The sequence below is a fragment of the Aquimarina sp. 2-A2 genome (genome assembly GCF_045505135.1).
GTDB classification, from domain to species: domain Bacteria; phylum Bacteroidota; class Bacteroidia; order Flavobacteriales; family Flavobacteriaceae; genus Aquimarina; species Aquimarina intermedia.
The window spans coordinates 38,380-56,670 of record NZ_JBJKFI010000005.1 but is presented as its reverse complement, the minus strand read 5'-3'; the positions used below and the strand labels follow the sequence as shown (position 1 = coordinate 56,670).

General features: G+C 34.7%; 17 protein-coding genes. 6 read left to right on the top strand and 11 right to left on the bottom strand.

All coding sequences use genetic code 11. The annotated features are described in order from the left end of the window. The first annotated feature begins 7 nt into the window (after positions 1 to 7). The 6 genes from ACJRPK_RS12420 to miaA all read left to right on the top strand — a co-directional run bounded on the left by ACJRPK_RS12420 (position 8) and on the right by miaA (position 7,140). Entirely contained in the window at positions 8 to 1,249 is a 1,242-nt protein-coding gene (locus ACJRPK_RS12420) for a DUF1015 domain-containing protein (RefSeq protein WP_407140332.1), read from the top strand. 73 nt (positions 1,250 to 1,322) lie between these two features. After that, the gene (locus ACJRPK_RS12415; RefSeq protein WP_407140331.1) at positions 1,323 to 1,985 is read left to right on the top strand and encodes a YggS family pyridoxal phosphate-dependent enzyme; all 663 of its coding nucleotides are present in this window, start codon (positions 1,323 to 1,325) and stop codon (positions 1,983 to 1,985) included. Between the two features lie 57 nt (positions 1,986 to 2,042). After that, entirely contained in the window at positions 2,043 to 3,416 is a 1,374-nt protein-coding gene (locus tag ACJRPK_RS12410) for an exonuclease domain-containing protein (RefSeq protein ID WP_407140330.1), read from the top strand. A gap of 265 nt (positions 3,417 to 3,681) precedes the next feature. After that, the gene (locus tag ACJRPK_RS12405) at positions 3,682 to 5,379 is read left to right on the top strand and encodes a hypothetical protein (RefSeq protein ID WP_407140328.1); all 1,698 of its coding nucleotides are present in this window, start codon (positions 3,682 to 3,684) and stop codon (positions 5,377 to 5,379) included. Positions 5,380 to 5,408: 29 nt separating this feature from the next. Further along, positions 5,409 to 6,242: an ion transporter gene (locus ACJRPK_RS12400; RefSeq protein WP_407140326.1), complete on the top strand. Its 834-nt coding sequence runs from the start codon at positions 5,409 to 5,411 to the stop codon at positions 6,240 to 6,242. Next, entirely contained in the window at positions 6,235 to 7,140 is a 906-nt protein-coding gene (gene miaA, locus ACJRPK_RS12395; protein WP_407140325.1) for a tRNA (adenosine(37)-N6)-dimethylallyltransferase MiaA, read from the top strand. Before ACJRPK_RS12400 ends, miaA begins: the two co-directional genes overlap by 8 nt. 54 nt (positions 7,141 to 7,194) lie before the next feature. On the opposite strand, the gene ACJRPK_RS12390 is transcribed toward miaA, so the two are convergent. The 11 genes from ACJRPK_RS12390 to ACJRPK_RS12340 all read right to left on the bottom strand — a co-directional run bounded on the left by ACJRPK_RS12390 (position 7,195) and on the right by ACJRPK_RS12340 (position 18,170). Then, the gene (locus ACJRPK_RS12390) at positions 7,195 to 7,908 is read right to left on the bottom strand and encodes a response regulator transcription factor (RefSeq protein ID WP_148783138.1); all 714 of its coding nucleotides are present in this window, start codon (positions 7,906 to 7,908) and stop codon (positions 7,195 to 7,197) included. Positions 7,909 to 7,912: 4 nt separating this feature from the next. Next, on the bottom strand, positions 7,913 to 9,481 hold the full coding sequence (locus ACJRPK_RS12385) for a sensor histidine kinase (RefSeq protein ID WP_407140323.1): 1,569 nt from the start codon (positions 9,479 to 9,481) through the stop codon (positions 7,913 to 7,915). 84 nt (positions 9,482 to 9,565) lie between these two features. Continuing rightward, on the bottom strand, positions 9,566 to 10,144 hold the full coding sequence (gene coaE, locus ACJRPK_RS12380; protein ID WP_407140321.1) for a dephospho-CoA kinase: 579 nt from the start codon (positions 10,142 to 10,144) through the stop codon (positions 9,566 to 9,568). Next, positions 10,141 to 11,091, bottom strand: coding sequence for a CdaR family protein (locus ACJRPK_RS12375; protein WP_407140319.1), 951 nt, complete (start codon positions 11,089 to 11,091; stop codon positions 10,141 to 10,143). Before ACJRPK_RS12375 ends, coaE begins: the two co-directional genes overlap by 4 nt. A gap of 35 nt (positions 11,092 to 11,126) precedes the next feature. Then, entirely contained in the window at positions 11,127 to 12,119 is a 993-nt protein-coding gene (locus ACJRPK_RS12370; RefSeq protein ID WP_407140317.1) for a glycosyltransferase, read from the bottom strand. Positions 12,120 to 12,197: 78 nt separating this feature from the next. Next, the gene (locus ACJRPK_RS12365; protein WP_148783143.1) at positions 12,198 to 13,016 is read right to left on the bottom strand and encodes an enoyl-ACP reductase; all 819 of its coding nucleotides are present in this window, start codon (positions 13,014 to 13,016) and stop codon (positions 12,198 to 12,200) included. Positions 13,017 to 13,148: 132 nt separating this feature from the next. Continuing rightward, positions 13,149 to 14,804, bottom strand: a complete 1,656-nt coding sequence (gene recN / locus ACJRPK_RS12360; RefSeq protein ID WP_407140315.1) for a DNA repair protein RecN — start codon at positions 14,802 to 14,804, stop codon at positions 13,149 to 13,151. 74 nt (positions 14,805 to 14,878) lie between these two features. Continuing rightward, positions 14,879 to 15,769 (bottom strand): DUF4835 family protein, encoded by an 891-nt coding sequence (locus tag ACJRPK_RS12355; protein WP_407140313.1) that lies wholly within the window; start codon positions 15,767 to 15,769, stop codon positions 14,879 to 14,881. A gap of 47 nt (positions 15,770 to 15,816) precedes the next feature. Then, positions 15,817 to 17,028 carry a bifunctional phosphopantothenoylcysteine decarboxylase/phosphopantothenate--cysteine ligase CoaBC gene (gene coaBC, locus ACJRPK_RS12350; RefSeq protein ID WP_407140311.1) on the bottom strand — a complete coding sequence of 404 codons (1,212 nt, stop codon included), beginning with the start codon at positions 17,026 to 17,028 and terminating at the stop codon, positions 15,817 to 15,819. Positions 17,029 to 17,030: 2 nt separating this feature from the next. After that, entirely contained in the window at positions 17,031 to 17,363 is a 333-nt protein-coding gene (locus tag ACJRPK_RS12345; RefSeq protein ID WP_148783147.1) for a DNA-directed RNA polymerase subunit omega, read from the bottom strand. Positions 17,364 to 17,378: 15 nt separating this feature from the next. Further along, positions 17,379 to 18,170, bottom strand: a complete 792-nt coding sequence (locus tag ACJRPK_RS12340; protein WP_407140309.1) for an outer membrane protein assembly factor BamD — start codon at positions 18,168 to 18,170, stop codon at positions 17,379 to 17,381. Between the last annotated feature and the right edge of the window lie 121 nt (positions 18,171 to 18,291).

The following is an 18,291-nucleotide window of genomic DNA, read 5'->3' as shown; positions in this document are numbered from 1 at the left end:
TTTTATAATGGCAAAGGTACATCCATTCAAAGCAGTTCGCCCAACACGTGATAAAGTTAGTTTGATCGCTTCAAGATCTTATCAAAGCTACACACCTGATGAGCGTGACTCACGAATGGATTACAATCCTTTCTCATTTTTACATATCATCAATCCCGGTTACAAATACCACAAAGAGATCTCTGGAGAAGAACGCTATAAACTTGTACGGAACCGATACTTAGAGTTTAAAGAAGAACAGATTTTTCAAAAAGAAAGTACCCCCTGTTATTACGTGTACAAAATTGTAAATCGTGAACAACGCTCTTTTTGTGGTATTATCGCAGCTACAAGTGCTGAAGATTACGAACAAAATGTAATCAAAAAACATGAAGACACGCTACAGGAAAGGGAGCATACTTTTAAAGAATATTTAAAAACAGTAGGCTTTAATGCCGAACCCGTCTTACTTACGTATCCGGATAATGATGAAATCAGCAATATCATTTTTGAGGTGATTCAGGAGCGTGCCGAATACGAGTTTACAACAACATACAGAGACACACATTTCTTATGGGTAATTGACAATAAAAAACTGATAAAACGTCTAAAAGAAGCTTTTGCCGCTATTGATGCAGTCTATATTGCGGATGGCCACCATCGATCCTCTTCTTCACATCTTTTAACCGAGGATATGAAAAAAGAAAATCCGGAACATAAAGGAACCGAAACTTATAACTTTTTTATGAGTTATTTAATTCCTGAATCACATCTTAAAATTTTTGAATTTAATCGTCTTGTAAAAGGACTGAATGGTTTGAGCAAAGAAGAGTTCTTGATAAAATTGGATGAGTGGTATCGGATAGAAAACAGAGGGATTGACATTTATAAACCCTCCAAAAAACATCATTTCAGTATGTATCTGGATGGTGAATTCTATTCTCTTTACCTAAGAAAGACCAAATATGAATTTACAGATGCCCTTGCTGAACTCGATGCTCAAATTTTATTTAAAACAATTTTAGATCCTATCTTAAATATAAAAGATCTGCGTACTGACAATCGTATTGAATATTCACATGGAAAAAAAGGCTTTGTGTACGTAAAGAGTAAAGTAGATTGTGGAGATTTTACTGTTGGTTTTGGTTTATTTCCAGCGACAGTCGATCAAATGAAAAATATTGCCGATCAAGGTTTGACTATGCCTCCAAAAAGCACCTATATAGAACCGAAATTACGTAGTGGGGTAACTATATATGAATATGAGTAGTAAACCTAGCAATAGTTATTGATCTCTCTCTATATAATACGCTATATCTTGAAAAAAGGTATCTTTGCAGCTTATGAGTAGTATACAAAATAAATTACATGAAATAAAAAACAGCTTGCCCGAATCTATTACCTTGGTGGCTGTATCCAAAACAAAGCCTGTTGCTGATTTAATGGAAGCGTATACCGCTGGGCAACGTGTTTTTGGAGAGAATAAAATTCAAGAAATGACGGATAAATGGGAGGCAATGCCCAAGGATATCCAATGGCATATGATTGGTCATGTACAAACCAATAAGGTGAAGTATATGGCTCCCTATGTAAGCTTAATACACGCCGTTGACAGCATCAAATTACTAAAAGAGATCAACAAACAAGCTATAAAAAATAACCGAACCATAAATTGCCTTCTCCAGATCAAAATAGCCGAAGAAGATTCAAAGTTTGGACTAGACAAAGATCGTGCTATTGAATTACTAAATTCTGACACCTTCAAAGCTTTTAAAAATGTCAAAGTGGTTGGTTTAATGGGCATGGCAACAAATACTGATAACCAAAAACAGATTGCTACCGAGTTTGACTTTATACATTCCCTTTATCACAACTTAACAAAAGTATATCTGGAGTTTACAACTTTATCTATTGGGATGAGCGGAGACTATCCACTTGCCGTTGAACGTGGCAGTACTATGGTGCGAGTGGGAAGTAAAATTTTTGGAGAACGAATTTACAAGTAATTTAAAACTTATTTATCAGGAGTGTAAAACAAGGTCTATAACTCCGTTATCAATTTTATGTACGCAATATTAGATATAGAAACTACAGGAGGAAAGTATAATGAAGAAGGAATTACTGAAATTGCTATCTACAAATTTGATGGTCAGGAAGTAGTTGATCAATTTATCACATTAATAAATCCTGAAAAGCCGATACAACCATTTGTAGTTAACTTAACCGGGATTAATAATGATATGCTTCGTAATGCCCCTAAGTTCTATGAGATCGCTAAACGCATTGTAGAAATAACTCAAGATTGTATTCTTGTGGCACACAACGCTAGTTTTGATTATAGGATTTTGCGAACTGAGTTTAGTAGACTAGGGTTTGAATATGAACGCCAATCGTTGTGCACCGTCGAATTGAGTCAAGAGCTTATCCCGAATCAACCTTCCTATAGTTTAGGGAAATTAGTGCGAAGCCTGGGCATCCCCCTATCCGACCGTCACCGCGCCAATGGAGATGCTTTAGCTACAATAAAGCTATTCAAGCTACTGCTAGCTAAGGACACAAAGAAAACCATAATAACCCAATCAGTTCGCACTGAAACTAAAAAACAGGTTAACGGTAAGCTTTTAAAAATTTTGGACGATATTCCGGCAGTAACGGGTGTGTACTACATACACAATGCAGCAGGAACAATCATTTATATTGGTAAAAGTAAAAATATTAAAAACAGACTCAATCAGCATTTTACCAGTGAAAACAAAAAGTCTAGAAAAATTCAGGAAGAAGTCGATCGTGTAACTTTTGAAACTACAGGTAGTGAATTGGTTGCTTTGCTAAAAGAAGCACAAGAAATTAGAGTCAATAAGCCGGCTTACAATAGAACGTCTCGTAAAGCAAAATTTGATTATGGACTGTATCAAAGTCTTGATCAGAATGGTTACATGAACCTGCAAGTCCATAAATTACTGAAAGACGTCTCACCAATAACGACTTTCACCAATAGGCAACAGGCAAAATCCTATATGCACCGTTGGACCGATGAGTTTAATTTATGTCAGCGATACATGGGGTTGGATTCAGGAAATGGCGAGTGTTCTGGAGCACATACTGATAAGTGTCAAAAGGCTTGTACATGCCAAGAAACTACAGAATCTTATAATCGAAGAGTTCAACAATTAATTGAGCGTAACTCGTTTGCTATAAATGATATGATTATTATTGATCGAGGACGTGCAATTGACGAACAAAGCGCAATTTTAATAGAAGCAGGAGAGTTTAAAGGTATCGGCTTTTTTAATTTAAACTATCAAATCCAAAAAATTGATATCTTAAAAACTATTATCACCCCAATGCAACACGATGCGGACATCCAGCATATCATACAAAGCTATACAAGAAAACATAAACGTTTAAAGATTATAAAACCAACTTATAATGACTAAAATTACTCATATCTTATTATTTTTTCTTTTAAGTTCATCACTTTTTTCTCAAGAAACATACAATTATAGAAATATCCTTGTTAGAAATTCTGATTTGAACAATACTTCATATGATAAGGATAGTACCGCAAATGCGTTTTTCATCTATGAAAAAGGATATAGTCGAATACAAAATGGTAATAAATACAACTTACTAACCGACTACGAGGCTAAAATAAAAATTTTAAATGAGCAAGGATTTGAGCATTCGACCGTAGAATTTGTTTTGTATCGAAACAAAGCAAGAAAAGAACGTTACAGAAATCTAGAAGCTTTCACACATAACATTGATGACGGAAAAATAACCAAAATCAGTATCCAAAAAGATCAAATTTTCGAAGAAATTTATAACGAAAATTATACTGTTGTTAAATTTACTTTTCCGCAGGTGCAGCCTGGTTCTGTACTAACTTATAAATACCAAATTGAATCTCCTTTCATATTTAATTTTAATGGCTGGGACTTTCAAAATTCTCTTCCAAAAATGTACAGTGAATACGTATCGGATCTTCCTGGTAATTACCAATATAACATAGGTTTAGTTGGAACTTTAAAATTAGAAACTAACAAATCGTCCATCATAAAAAATTGTCTCGAAGTTGGCAGGGGAGGGGCTTCCGACTGTGTTCACAACATCTATGTTATGAAAGATATCCCAGCTTTTAAGACTGAGAAATATATGACTGCCAAAAAAAATTATTTCTCTCGTATCAAATATGAACTAAAAGTATTCAAAGGTTTTGATGGAAGCGTTAAGAAATATAGTGAAACATGGAAAAATGTTGACAGGCAATTACAAAAAGAACGAACAATAGGCCTTCAACTAAAGAAAGTAAAATCAACAAAGGATATTTTCCCAGATTCGCTACAGGTACTTCCTAATACTCTATCAAAAGCTAAAAAACTATATACCTATTTCACAGAAAACTACGTATGGAACAATAAATATGAAATTTTCAGATATGGTGATATACAAAATGTTTTGAAAACTAAAACTGGAAACGTTGCTGGAATTAATATCCTTCTTCATAACGCCCTAAAACAACAAGGCTTTGAAGTCAATTCTATTCTATTGTCAACTAGAGAAAATGGCTATGCAACAAAAAATTATCCAATACTAACTGATTTCAACTATATAATCGTACAGATATCAATTAACGGTAAGAAATATCTATTAGATGGAACAGAAAAAACTCTAACCTTTGGAGAAATCCCATATAGATGTTTGAATCAATACGGAAGGCTTTTAGATTTTAAAAATGGTAGTTCATGGGTGGATTTGAAACCCACTCAACGATCTCTTCACTTCTTCAAAGAAGAAATCAAATTAGACAAGGAGCTTAACTTAATGGGGGATGCCAAATATACCTACCTAGGGTACCCCGGCTTTTATAAAAGAAAAAAAATAGACCAAATTGGCAAAGATGCATTTATAGAACAAATAAAATCTCGCAATGTTGATTTAAGTATTCATGATCTTAAATTAAATAATAAAAAAAATTCAGACAAGCCCTTTGAAGAAGAGTTTTCATTTAATAGGTTAGCAGAAGAAATAGATGGCCTAATTTATGTAAGACCATTTACAAAGCCTTTTTTTAAAGAAAATCCTTTCAAGCTAACTGAAAGAAGTTTCCCTGTAGATTTCGGATTTAAGGACACCTACACATATTATATATCCCTTGAAATTCCAGACAACTATAATTTTATTGACACGCCTAAAAATTCATACTATTCCATTCCAAATAATTTGGGAAAAGTCGGGGTAAGTTATAACCAGAAGGGCCAACAACTTTTAATTACTTATAGAATTAATTTTAATTCTTCATATTACCCTACAGAATATTACCCTATACTTAAAAAGTTTTTTGAATTAGTCGTTAATATAGAAAATAACACTTTCATTACGATTAGTAAAGAAAGTTAATTTTATTTACTTTTATTTAAAACTAAGCCTTGACTGAAAACATCAAAAAAAACTGGAGAGAGAAAATTCATGAAATAATTTATGAAGCAGATACTCCTGCAGGTAAATTGTTTGATGTTGTCTTACTAATCTTGATTATTCTGAGCATCATTTTTGTAATGATGGAAAGTGTAAAAGGTTTGTCTGAAAAAATGTACGATTTTCTGTTGTACGCAGAATGGGTCATTACAATTTTCTTTACTATTGAGTATATAGCCCGGGTAATCTCTATTAAAAAAGCAACATCTTATATTTTCAGCTTTTACGGTATCATTGATCTTTTATCGACCATTCCGCTATATTTATCTTTTTTCATACTTGGGTCTAATGCGTTGCTAACGGTTCGTGCGCTACGTTTACTAAGAGTTTTTCGAATATTAAAAATTACGAGATATATCGGTGAGGCTAATAAACTGACCAGAGCATTGAAAGATAGTCGACCTAAAATTTTAGTTTTCCTATTTGCAGTCTTGGTACTTTGTATCATAATGGGAACCCTCATGTACATCGTCGAAGGAGAGGAAAGTGGGTTTAAAAATATTCCTGTGAGTGTATATTGGTGCATTGTAACTCTAACCACGGTTGGTTTTGGGGATATCGCTCCCGTCACCCCACTCGGACAGCTGATAGCTGCAATCATTATGATCATGGGTTATGGTATTATTGCTGTGCCGACAGGAATCGTTAGTGCAGAATATGCCGCTAATAAAAAAACTATTCCTCTGCGCAACAACACACAGGTTTGCTCAAACTGTAATGAAGATAAGCATCAGAACGATGCAAAATATTGTCATAACTGCGGATATACACTTTTTAATGAATAAAAATTTAATAGTCGTTACCGGTACAACTGCTATTGGCAAGACAAGTTTAGCTATCGCTATCGCAAAGCATCTAAAGTGCGAGATTATCTCTGCAGATAGTCGACAATTCTTTAAAGAAATGAATATAGGTACCGCTGTACCTTCTCCAGAAGAATTAGCTGCTATTCCTCATCATTTTATTCAACATCGCAGCATACACGAACCTTATAGCGTGGGAGATTTTGAAAAAGATGCGATGCAATTAATTACTTCCCTTTTCCAAGCAAATAAAAATATAGTTCTGGTCGGTGGTTCCGGTTTGTATATTAATGCTATTGTTAATGGGTTAGATGAATTTCCGGAAGTTGATGAAACTACTAAATCTCAAATTCAGCAGCTCTATAATGAAAAAGGAATAACCGCCTTACAGGAGCAATTAAAACTTCTTGATCCAATGTATTATAATAAAGTGGATCTTCTTAACACACATCGTGTCATGCGCGCTGTAGAAGTAAGCTTAAGTAGTGGTCAACCCTATTCTTCTTTTTTAACCAAAAACAAAAAAACCAGACCTTTTAAGTGCATTAAAATTGGTCTCACCGCCGAAAGATCTATTATTTACGATAGAATCAACTATCGCGTAGATCAAATGGTGAACGAAGGTCTTGTGACCGAAGTTTCAAATTTATATGATTATAGAAATCTAAATGCACTAAATACAGTGGGCTACAAAGAACTGTTCTCATATCTGGACAAAAAATGGGAGCTAGACTTTGCTATTAGTGAGATCAAAAAAAATACACGTAGATTTGCAAAAAGACAGCTCACGTGGTTTAAAAAAGATAAAGAAATAACATGGTTTGACATCGACACGAATCGCGAAGAAATTTTATCCTTCATTGAAAAAAACTCGTTGTAGATTATTCGTTACAACAACGAGTTTCTTCCTCAAAAGATTACCGTTAAAACTTTTTTAGGCTTCCTCGTTTCTTACAACAAGTCTAAACCCTTCTCCGTGGATGTTAAGAATCTCCACATTGTCATCTTTTTTAAGGTATTTTCTCAATTTTGCGATATATACATCCATACTTCTGGAAGTAAAATAGTTATCATCTCGCCAGATCTTTGTCAATGCTAATTCTCTTGGCATTAAATCGTTAAGATGTAAAGCCAGTAGACGTAAAAGCTCATTCTCTTTAGGTGATAATTTGATCGCTTCTTCATCCTTATAGGTCAAAAATCTAAGTTTAGAATTTAAGTGAAACCCTCCAACATTAAATTCAAACTGCTTACTGTCAGCAATTGACTCAGTGCTTTTGCGCTGCATGATTGCTTGAATTTTCATCAATAAAACTTCACTGTCAAACGGTTTGTTCAAATAGTCATCTGCTCCTACTTTATATCCTTTAAGAACATCCTCTTTCATTGCCTTTGCAGTCAGGAAGATGATAGGAATCTCTTCATTTTTATCTCTGATTTCTTTAGCTAGAGTAAATCCATCCTTGTAAGGCATCATAACATCGAGAATACACATGTCATAATCGTCCTTTTTGAATTTTTCGAAGCCTTCCATACCATTCTTGGCATGAACCACATCATAATCGTTCATAATAAGATAGTCCTTTAACACTGTTCCAAAGTTTGGATCATCCTCTACAAGTAAAATCTTTTTGTTCTCTGTTTCCATATTTTTAAGATATTAACGGTAATTTAATTATAAAAGTGGAGCCTTTTCCTTTTTCGCTCTCCACCCATATTTGACCATGATGGTCATCTACAACTCTTTTTACATAGGTTAATCCTAAACCATGCCCTTTGACATTGTGAAGATCTCCCGTATGTTCTCTAAAAAATTTTTCAAATATTTTCTTTTGAGCAATTTTGCTCATACCAATGCCCTGATCTCTTATTTTAACTATAATACTGTTCTTGGCATTCTCTGTATACACATCTATTTTTGGAGCACCTTCAGAATATTTCACTGCATTATCGAGTATATTGACAAGCACATTGGTAAAATGGTTGTCATTAGCCAAAACAGACGATTTTAACGCGCCTAAATGTGTCTTAATATAACCTCCACTATCCTCAACCAACAGCGACACATGTGTAATGGCATCTTCTATCAGATCATGAAGTTTCATCCGCTCTTTGGGTATGTTCAATTCATTTTTCTCTAATTGAGATATTCTAAGAACATTCTCTACTTGAGCATGCATTCTTTTATTTTCTTCCCGGATCATATTCATATAACGCTTAACTTTATCCGGGTCGCTTCCAATTTTTGGGTTTTTTATCGAATCTAATGCCAGATTTATAGTCGCTATAGGGGTCTTAAGCTCATGCGTCATATTGTTGATGAAATCTGTCTTAATTTGCGAAATTTGACGCTGTTGCATAAGTTGGGATAAAGCACTGGAATAGGCAACTACAATAATCAATGTGAATACAATAGATAATAACGCCATACTTCTGATTGAAGAAAGCACATATTGTTTTTTATCTGTAAACTTTACGTACAATTGATATTTACTTTCACCATCCTGATTGACAAACAACGGAACAGCATATGTATTGGCATAATCTAAACTAAAATCCTCAGACCGAATTTTGGTTGCCAAGGCATTACTATAAATGGCATATTCAAAATCCACTTTGATGTCACGCTCTTCTAACTCTCTCTGAATCATCGATCGAATTTCCTCCTTATCTACTCTACGATGAATAGGAATATAGCTAGCAATATCACTAACAACAATTTCATAATCCATGCGTTGCAAATCAGTTAGACTCTTAATACGCTGCATCTTGAGTCTTGACTTCTTACTAGACTTTTCTTCTTTTCCTTCTTCAGAAACAATATCCGCAGTACGATTTAAAATATCTTTTAACTTGATCGTATCGATATCAAAATTAATAAAAGAAGAAAAAAGCTTATAATCATCCTCTAATGCACCATTATTGTATGAAAACGTTCTGTTGGTTCTTTTATCTATACTAATATTAAGAAGCTGTCTAATAGTTGAATCATCAGGCTCCTCAATACTATCCAAAATTTCTTTTAAGGGATAGTATATTTCTTCAAATTCGTTATACTGAATTTTATTGGATACAGTAATAAGTACCTGCTTGGCATTAAACGAAAATTGTTCCTCATTATTAACAACCGTATTGTTTATCCAATACCCTTGAACAAAAATAATCCCGATCAGTGACAGACTCATTAGGATTATTAGCAATACGAATATCCTTTTATTCATAGACCAAAAGTAAGACTTTAACATTTACCTACTTTACGGTTTAACCAAATGTTAACAAAATGGGCTAATCCCACTATAATCGCCTTACTCCATGAACTTTTGATGGAGCTCCAGCACCTGTTTTTTGGCTTCTTTAAGGTCAATATTTTGAATAACAAAGTCGGCTAAAGGAATTTTTTGACTATCATTCCATTGGTTATTCATACGCTGTTTTATCTTTTCAACAGAAGTGTCATCACGATCTAAAACGCGTTGGATACGAAGTTCTTCGGGAGCGGTTACAAGAATTGTATGATCACATTGCTCTTGGCCTTTATTTTCAAATAAGATCGCAACCTCTTTGATACCATATTTGGCGTTTTGCCGGTTTTTCCAATTTTCAAAGTGCTGTGCTACTGCCGGATGTACAATGGCATTAAGTTTTTCTAATAACGCTTTATCCTTAAAAACCTGATCAGCAATAAAGGCACGATTAAGAGCGCCTTCTATATAAGCCTTTTCTCCAAAAAGATTTATTAAAGCACATTGAACCTTTGGGTCGTTATTCATTAATTTCTTAGCCTCGATATCTGCTATATAGATGGGCACACCAAGACTTTTAAACATATTTGCAATCGTTGATTTACCACTTCCTATGCCACCTGTTAACCCAACAATTTTCATTCTTTATTCACTATTACAAATTGAATTTGTTTTTCCTGCAATCGAACGTCATGTATTTTTTCAGGAGATTTTATAAGTTTCAAGAAAAGAAACGCGTTATTTTCGGAGGCCTCTCTATAATCTGCAATCACTTTGAAGTCTCGTTCTGAGATATCATCATATTTATCTAGACCTACTCTATAAACTATTTTAACTTCTTTAGGAAAAATCTTTACTTCTTCGTTCTCTGGTACATTTTCCAAAATTATAGGAACATTTTGACTCCCTTCAGTAAATTTACTTACCGAGACCGAAGCGTTTATAATTCTAGGAACAACATTTACCACCTCCTGCAGACTGTCCATTTTTATTGGCACCTCTTCCTCCCAATTCGATTTTAGTCCGTCCACTGTAAGTGAGGCCGTCACTACATAATTAATTGAGTCTAATACTTTTTTAATACCACTAAGCGTTATTGAATCCGGTTGAATCTCCAGACCTTCACTACTTCCATATCCGGCAGCATATTTTAAGCTCACATTGGGACGTACGGGTACTTTTTTATCATAAATTGTATGTAATTTCAAAAAAACAGTATCTTTTTGAAGGTCGATCACACTTCCTTTGAATTCTAATTTCCGCTTGATAAAATCTCCTTTTTTATCTAACGCAAACACGTATTCATTTGACCTCTTTTTTGCACTCTCTTTATAATCAAAAACAAGTTCGGGTGTAGTCCAGCTATGTGCTATTAATCGAAAACCATTGCCGCCCAAAGTAACCAACAATTTTGCATCACTAGTGGGATCTATAGCCTTATCTTCGGGGATATTAATATAAACAATATCCGCTTCGAGCGTACGTGTGTAGTTTTTTGAGAATTGAATAAATAGCCAAAGTATAGATGTCGCAACCAAAAAAAACAGAAAAACCTTTACATTGTTTCTTTTAAATGAAAATCTATTCATACGTTATTTTCTAAAATTCTTATTTTCTAAAATTCTTATTTAAAAAAAAGCTTTTTAAATTGCTTTTTAGGATCTCTTTTCAACAGATGAATATAATAATAAGATTTTAAGAATCCACTACCATATCCATAAAACTGAATAAGAGCAGCGGACACAGACATACATGCGATTCCAAAATTCGAGTATTTGTGCAAGGCGCTCACCCATAGTATAAAAAGATAGACCCCTAAAAACGCTAAGGGAACCCAAATGGAAAAGAAAGCTACTATTATGGAAGCTATGACGAACAAAATAAAAAAAGTAGGAAACCAATACGTTAGTTTAGCCGTCTTAGGGTGCCATAAATTTAGAATAGGTCGCACTAATCCAAACTTGTTTACCTGGATATAAAATTTATGCCATGAAATACGTCTTTTATGAAACACCTTAGCCTCTTCGATTAAAGCTGTTTCATATCCTTGTTTCCATAACCTGATAGTTAAGTCCGGATCCTCACCGGGATGGATATCTCCAAATCCCTGAGTAGCATTAAACGCTTCTCTGGACAACCCCATATTAAAGCTACGTGGTTGAAACTTACCTACAGCACTTTTTTTACCTCGTATACCACCGGTAGTTAAGTAAGACGTCATACTAAAACTTATTGCCTTTTGCAGCTTTGAAAATTTTGCATGTGCATCATCAGGTCCTCCATAACAATGCACAAATGAAGCAGATAAATATTTATCTACAGCTAACAGATAGTCGCTAGGCAGAATAACATCGCTATCGAGAATAATAAAATAATCCCCTTTTGCTCTTTGCATACCGTAATTTCTGGAATCACCCGGCCCCGTATTTTGCTTCTCATAATAACTAATGTCTAATTGGTTATGGAAACATGCTATACATTCTTTTGAATCCTCCGTTGATCCATCTTCGACAATCACTATTTCATAAGGCTTGTCAAAGGTTAAGGCTACCATACTCTCCAACAGTTCAAAAATCTCCTGCGGACGGTTATAAACAGGAATTATAAAAGAATACATAGACAACTATTTTTTAATAAACAGAAAAATCCCATCAAGTTTCTTGAATGGGATTTTGAGAGATATTTAAATTATATTTTAATTTTCTTCTGTAAATTTTTGCATGACCATTTCACTTACGCCCACGTTAGAGAATCCTCCATCATGAAATAAGTTTTGAAGGGTCACTTTCTTAGTTAAATCAGAAAACAAAGTAATAGTATAATCCGCACATTCTAAAGCGCTCGCATTACCTAGTGGTGACATTTTATCTGCATACTCGATGAATCCATCAAATCCTTTCACTCCTTTACCTGCAGTTGTTGCGGTTGGTGACTGGGAAATTGTGTTTACACGAACTTTTTTATCCCGGCCAAAGAAATATCCAAAACTACGTGCAATAGACTCAAGATACGCTTTGTTATCAGCCATATCATTATAATCCGGGAACACTCGCTGTGCAGCCATATAGGTTAAAGCTACAATGCTTCCCCACTCGGTCATAGCATCCTTTTTATATAAGGTTTGCATTGTTTTATGAAAAGAAAGTGCTGAAACATCCCATCCTTTTTGGCTCCAATCATAATTAAGATCCGTATAGTGACGACCTTTTCTTACATTCACTGACATCCCAATAGAATGCAGCACGAAGTCTAATTTTCCACCAAGTATTTCAACCGATTTTTCAACCAAATTTTCCAAGTCTTCTAGAGACGTAGCATCCGCAGGAACAATTTGAGAATTAGTCTTCTCTGCCAGTTGATTAATAGCTCCCATACGCATCGCTACCGGAGCGTTGGTAAGCACAAATGTAGCTCCTTCTTCATGAGCTCTCTCTGCTGTTTTCCAAGCAATAGAATTTTCATCTAATGCTCCAAAAATTATTCCTCGTTTACCTTTTAGTAAGTTGTGTGACATTTAATAATAAATTAAAATATGTTCTACGAGTGGTAAAGATAACAAAACCCTGTTAACAGCTATCGTTATCAAAAAATTTTACCACTCTTTTTTATACTCAAAAATTAATTACTTTTCGTAACCATAGTAATACTATACCTGTAAAAGTGATTTAGCGTGTGTTAAAGCAGATTCGGATATATCCTTACCTCCTATCATCTCTGCTATCTCATTAATTCGTTCTGTAGGATTCAATAACTTTAATCGAGTGACTGTACTCGTATCCAAATCTTCCTTAAAAACTTTATAATGCCGTTCTCCGTTTGCCGCTATCTGAGGTAAATGTGTAATACTAATGACTTGAAGGTTTTTACTCATAGATCGCATTAAATCGGCCATTTTATGAGCTACCTCTCCTGACACTCCAGTATCAATCTCATCAAAAATAATAGTAGGTAACTTTGTATATCGCGAGAGAATCACTTTTATACTTAACATAATACGAGACAACTCACCACCTGAAGCTACTTTTTTAAGAACTCCATACGTACCTCCTTTATTAGCAGAAAACAAGAAACTTAATTCATCTTTCCCATTAAATGCATAGGCATCACTCAAGGTAACTTCAGCTTTAAACGTGGCATTCTCCATTCCAAGTGATTTTAAAATTGTCTCCAATTCGTTTATCAATTTAGGTAATGCTTTCTCCCGCTTAGCATGAATTTTCTCTGCAACTTGATCTAATTGTTCTTGTATAGCTATGATCTCAGATTGTAACTTTTTGATTTCATCGTTTAACGAATCCGTTTTTACTACTTTCTCTTCCAACGCATCCCGGATTTCTAATAATTCCCGAATACTTGAAACGGCATGCTTTGTTTGTAAATCGTGAATCAGTTGAAGCCTTTGACCTACCACAGTTAAACGTTCAGGATCCGCCTCTAGTTTATCTAATTCATTTTCGAGAGACACAAGAATATCTTCTATTTCTATTGCTACACTTTCTACACGGTCCGACAACTCTTTGTAAGTAGCTGTGTACGCTGTTATTTTGTGCAAATTTGATTTTGTAGCACGCAACTGGTCAGACACCCCAAGTTCTTCGGCTCCCACCAATTGTATTGATGCCGATATGCGCTCTTGAATGTCCTCAATATTGTTAAGCGTCTCATAGGCTGTTTCCAGCTCCACAAGTTCGTCCTCTTTCAACTTAGCCTCTTCTAATTCTTTAAAAAGAAACGTATTATATTCATAAGCTTTAGTCAATTCTTCTTGACTTGCTATAAGTGATTTAACCTCTTTTTCTTTAGCTTTCAGAAGCTGTAACCCTCTTTTATAAGAATCAATTTCTCTTTCTGTTTCTGCTAACGCATCCAGTACTTCAAACTGAAAGTCATTGGATGTTACTTCCAATGTTTGATGCTGACTGTGAATATCAATAAGATGGAAGCCTACGGCATTCAAAGCGCTAAGCGTTACAGGTGTGTCGTTAATAAATGCTCTGGATTTTCCTGACGGAAGAATTTCTCGACGAATAATAGTCTCATCTTCATAATCAAGTTCCTCTTGTTCAAAAATTTCTTGAAGTTTATAGTCAGCTATAGAAAAAACACCTTCTATAATACATTTTGAAGTATTATCTTTTACACTGGTTAGATCTGCTCTTTTACCCAAAAGAAGTCCAAGCGCCCCTAAAAGTAATGATTTACCAGCACCTGTTTCTCCGGTAATAATGATAAGCCCAGAGTCAAAAGATACCTGAAGCTGGTCTATAAGGGCGTAATTTTGTATTGATAAGCTTTGTAGCAAATGCTATAAATATTAAGGTTAATCCTACGGGTAAAGATACTATACTTTTAAAAGGATTTCAAAAATATACATTTCTAAAATTTAATGGCTGACCAATTTTTAGAATATGTAGGCGCAATTTGATTTAACACAGTGACGGTTTCTGCTATGTTGACTGAAGGACCTCCTGAAAGAATACTGGATATCTCATCGGCTTTTGAATCAAAGAAAATACGCATTAAATACGAATTTGGTCTCCTGTCATGCATTTCTTCTAAAGCAGCCAAGGACTCAATAATTGCTAATTTACCGGTCTTGAGTTCTTGATGCATAACATCCAATCCTTGTCTATGATAGGTATACAGTGCTTTTCTATATCCATCAAACGTTCCTGATAGTAAGTCATCATTAAGCTTGAAACGAGTTTGCGTACCATCTTGTAAATTCCAACCTAACGAATTACTGGTCTGTGCATTACCTACGATATTTTTAGCTTCTTGGTAATATTTAGTCCCTCCGTTAAGTTCAAAAGTATCCGCATCAATACCTAGGATAGTGTATAGATAAAATGCGGTTACCGAAATAAGGTTTGATTGAAAACTATTTGCGTTATAATTGAGTGGCTGAAACTCAACATAGCTAAAAGTAAACTGTTTATCAATGCTATTAAATGTAGTGCTATTATAATTGGAACCGTAAACAGGTCGTGAGGCCTGAACCTGTATAGTCGCCGAAAATGTATCGTTATTATAAGCGTTAATATTGATTACAAAACTACAATTGATGCGCTCCTCGTTGCGATAATCAACCGCTGTCCATTTGGTAGTATTAATAAATTCTATTAATGAACGTTCGAGCGTTTTGAATACCTGAAGATTGGGCTGTCCGGTTTGTTCTGCATTCACCACTACCCTTGCATTGAATTCTTGTGCCGTACCAAAGAACCCAAAACCTACTAACAAAAATAAAATACTGTATTTATACATAGTGTTTGAATCAGTCCCGTTCTCAACTCTTAATCAAATGTAGACAATTATAAATTCAACAAAGACATAATCTTTTCAAAAATATCCATAGCTACTTCTGTTTTACTTTTTAATTCAAACGTTTGGATATTTTGTTTATGATCGATGAGCGTAATTTTATTTGTTTCATTTTTGAAACCTGCTCCGGTATCGTTCAATGAATTGAGCACAATTAAGTCTAAATTTTTTCTTTTTAGCTTCCCCTGTGCATTAGCAAGCTCATTTTCGGTCTCTAAGGCAAACCCGATCAAACATTGCTTGTCCTTATGATCTCCCAGCCATTTGAGAATATCTGTCGTTCTTTCTAAAGCAATACTCAAATCCCCATCTTTCTTTTTTAATTTTTGATCAGAAACCTGTTTAGGACGATAGTCTGCAACAGCTGCGGCGGAAATAACTACATCACACGATGGATAATGCGTTTTGACAGTCTCAAACATTTCTGCTGCACTAGTAACAGGAAGCACTGTAATATGTTTGTGAGTGACGGTAACGGCAGAAGGTCCTAAAACACATACCACCTGAGCACCTAAGTTAGCTGCAGTTTTTGCAAGCTCAATACCCATTTTTCCACTGGAATGATTCCCAATAAAACGAACAGGATCAATTGCTTCATATGTTGGTCCCGCAGTGATGAGTATTTTTTTATTTTTTAAAGGAAGTGTTTTAAGAATATGTTGCTCTATAAAGTCTATGATATTATCGGGTTCAGCCATTCTCCCTTCGCCTACTAATCCGCTTGCTAACTCCCCGGATTCTGCAGGTATCATAATATTTCCATATCCTTGAAGCGTAGAGAATGTTTTATGAGTAGATGGATGATTGTACATATCCAAGTCCATAGCGGGAGCAAAATACACTGGGCATTTTGCAGACAAATAGGTCGCCAGCAAAAGGTTATCACTGGTTCCTGATGCCATTTTTGAAAGGGTATTAGCTGTGGCGGGTGCAATCACCATGATATCCGCCCATAACCCTAAATCTACATGATTGTTCCAAACTGCGTTATCATCCTCGTCATCATAAAATGAAGAATGTACAGGGTTCTTAGAAAGCGTAGAAAGCGTAAGCGGAGTAACAAAGTCTTTTGCCGCCGGTGTCATGACAACCTTAACCTGTGCTCCACATTTTATAAAACCTCTAACTAAAGAAGCCGTTTTATAAGCGGCGATACCAGCAGTGATACCCAAAAGAATTTTTTTACCGCTTATAACAGACATTTCTATACAGTTTCTGAATCAGTCTTTGTATTTCTATGATAAATTTTACCTTCCAGCCATTCCTGAGCTGCTAATGAGTGCGGTTTTGGTAAACGCTCATAAAACTTAGAAACTTCAATTTGCTCTTTATTTTCGAAAACTTCTTCTAAGCTATCGTTATAAGTTGCAAATTCATCTAATTTTTCTAAAAGCTCCTTTTTAATATCCGTATTGATTTGATTAGCTCGTTTTGAAATAATAGAAATTGCTTCATAAATATTATCAGTAGGCTTATCAATCAAATTCTTATCAATTGTAGTAGTATTAACAGGCGCGTTACTCTTTTTTAAATCCATCTTCTCCTAAATTTTCTATTTAAATTCTTCTAATCTTGATGTAATATCTTGTGCTATATCTTCTGCTTGCTGATTAAATTCACCAGCCTTATAATATTTCTTATAGGTCAAATAATATCCCTTAGCTTCTTCAAGACGCTCCTCGACCAAACTTTGATAACTCCCAACAGCCAAAAGATATTGAGATTCAAGCTTGTAATAAAGCACACTTTCTCTAAAAGGTGATCCCGGATAGTCTACTAAGAAATTATCAAAAGAAGCTATAGCCACTTTATAATCTTCTCTATGATGATATTTCTTTGCAATTTCAAAAGCTTTCTTTTCCTTTTTGACACGAAGTTCGCTCACCATAGTATTTGCTTCTTCTAAGTAAGCACCTTCAGGAAAACCATTTATATACCCCTGAAGTTTCTCTATAGCTTTATCTGTGTCGCTTTGATCCAACGTATAACGTGGAGATAAAAAATAATAGCTTTTTGCTGCTTTATACGCTGCTTCTTCATTTTTATCACTCTTAGGATATGACTTTACAAAACGTTCAAACTGATATCCTGACAAATAAAAATCTTCTAATTGATAATACGTATCAGCATAATAGTACATAACGCGTTCTGCCTGTGGCTTCCCTCTGTATTGAGGAACAACTTGCTCAAACAGACGCAACGCCTTCTTATATTTCTCCTCTTTATACAGCTTTTCGGCCATGGTATACTTAACGCTTGCATCTTCACTCTTTAGCACTTTTTGATATTCGCTGCAAGAGGCTAACGTTATTATACTAATAAGTAATAGTACTACTTTCTTCATATTAAAAAATATCTGGCAAAAATAGCTATTTCTACCGTATTAAAAAATTTTAATTCCTCTTATAAATAACGTGTCGTAAACCTCAATGTTGCAATCTTTGATTAACTAAAATCTATCTACA

Coding starts and splice junctions, on each gene's coding strand:
- ACJRPK_RS12420 (WP_407140332.1), top strand. CDS start 8: ATGGCAAAGGTACATCCATTCAAAGCAGTTCGCCCAACACGTGATAAA.
- ACJRPK_RS12415 (WP_407140331.1), top strand. CDS start 1,323: ATGAGTAGTATACAAAATAAATTACATGAAATAAAAAACAGCTTGCCC.
- ACJRPK_RS12410 (WP_407140330.1), top strand. CDS start 2,043: ATGTACGCAATATTAGATATAGAAACTACAGGAGGAAAGTATAATGAA.
- miaA (WP_407140325.1), top strand. CDS start 6,235: ATGAATAAAAATTTAATAGTCGTTACCGGTACAACTGCTATTGGCAAG.
- ACJRPK_RS12390 (WP_148783138.1), bottom strand. CDS start 7,908: ATGGAAACAGAGAACAAAAAGATTTTACTTGTAGAGGATGATCCAAAC.
- ACJRPK_RS12385 (WP_407140323.1), bottom strand. CDS start 9,481: ATGAATAAAAGGATATTCGTATTGCTAATAATCCTAATGAGTCTGTCA.
- coaE (WP_407140321.1), bottom strand. CDS start 10,144: ATGAAAATTGTTGGGTTAACAGGTGGCATAGGAAGTGGTAAATCAACG.
- ACJRPK_RS12375 (WP_407140319.1), bottom strand. CDS start 11,091: ATGAATAGATTTTCATTTAAAAGAAACAATGTAAAGGTTTTTCTGTTT.
- ACJRPK_RS12370 (WP_407140317.1), bottom strand. CDS start 12,119: ATGTATTCTTTTATAATTCCTGTTTATAACCGTCCGCAGGAGATTTTT.
- ACJRPK_RS12365 (WP_148783143.1), bottom strand. CDS start 13,016: ATGTCACACAACTTACTAAAAGGTAAACGAGGAATAATTTTTGGAGCA.
- ACJRPK_RS12355 (WP_407140313.1), bottom strand. CDS start 15,769: ATGTATAAATACAGTATTTTATTTTTGTTAGTAGGTTTTGGGTTCTTT.
- coaBC (WP_407140311.1), bottom strand. CDS start 17,028: ATGTCTGTTATAAGCGGTAAAAAAATTCTTTTGGGTATCACTGCTGGT.
- ACJRPK_RS12345 (WP_148783147.1), bottom strand. CDS start 17,363: ATGGATTTAAAAAAGAGTAACGCGCCTGTTAATACTACTACAATTGAT.
- ACJRPK_RS12340 (WP_407140309.1), bottom strand. CDS start 18,170: ATGAAGAAAGTAGTACTATTACTTATTAGTATAATAACGTTAGCCTCT.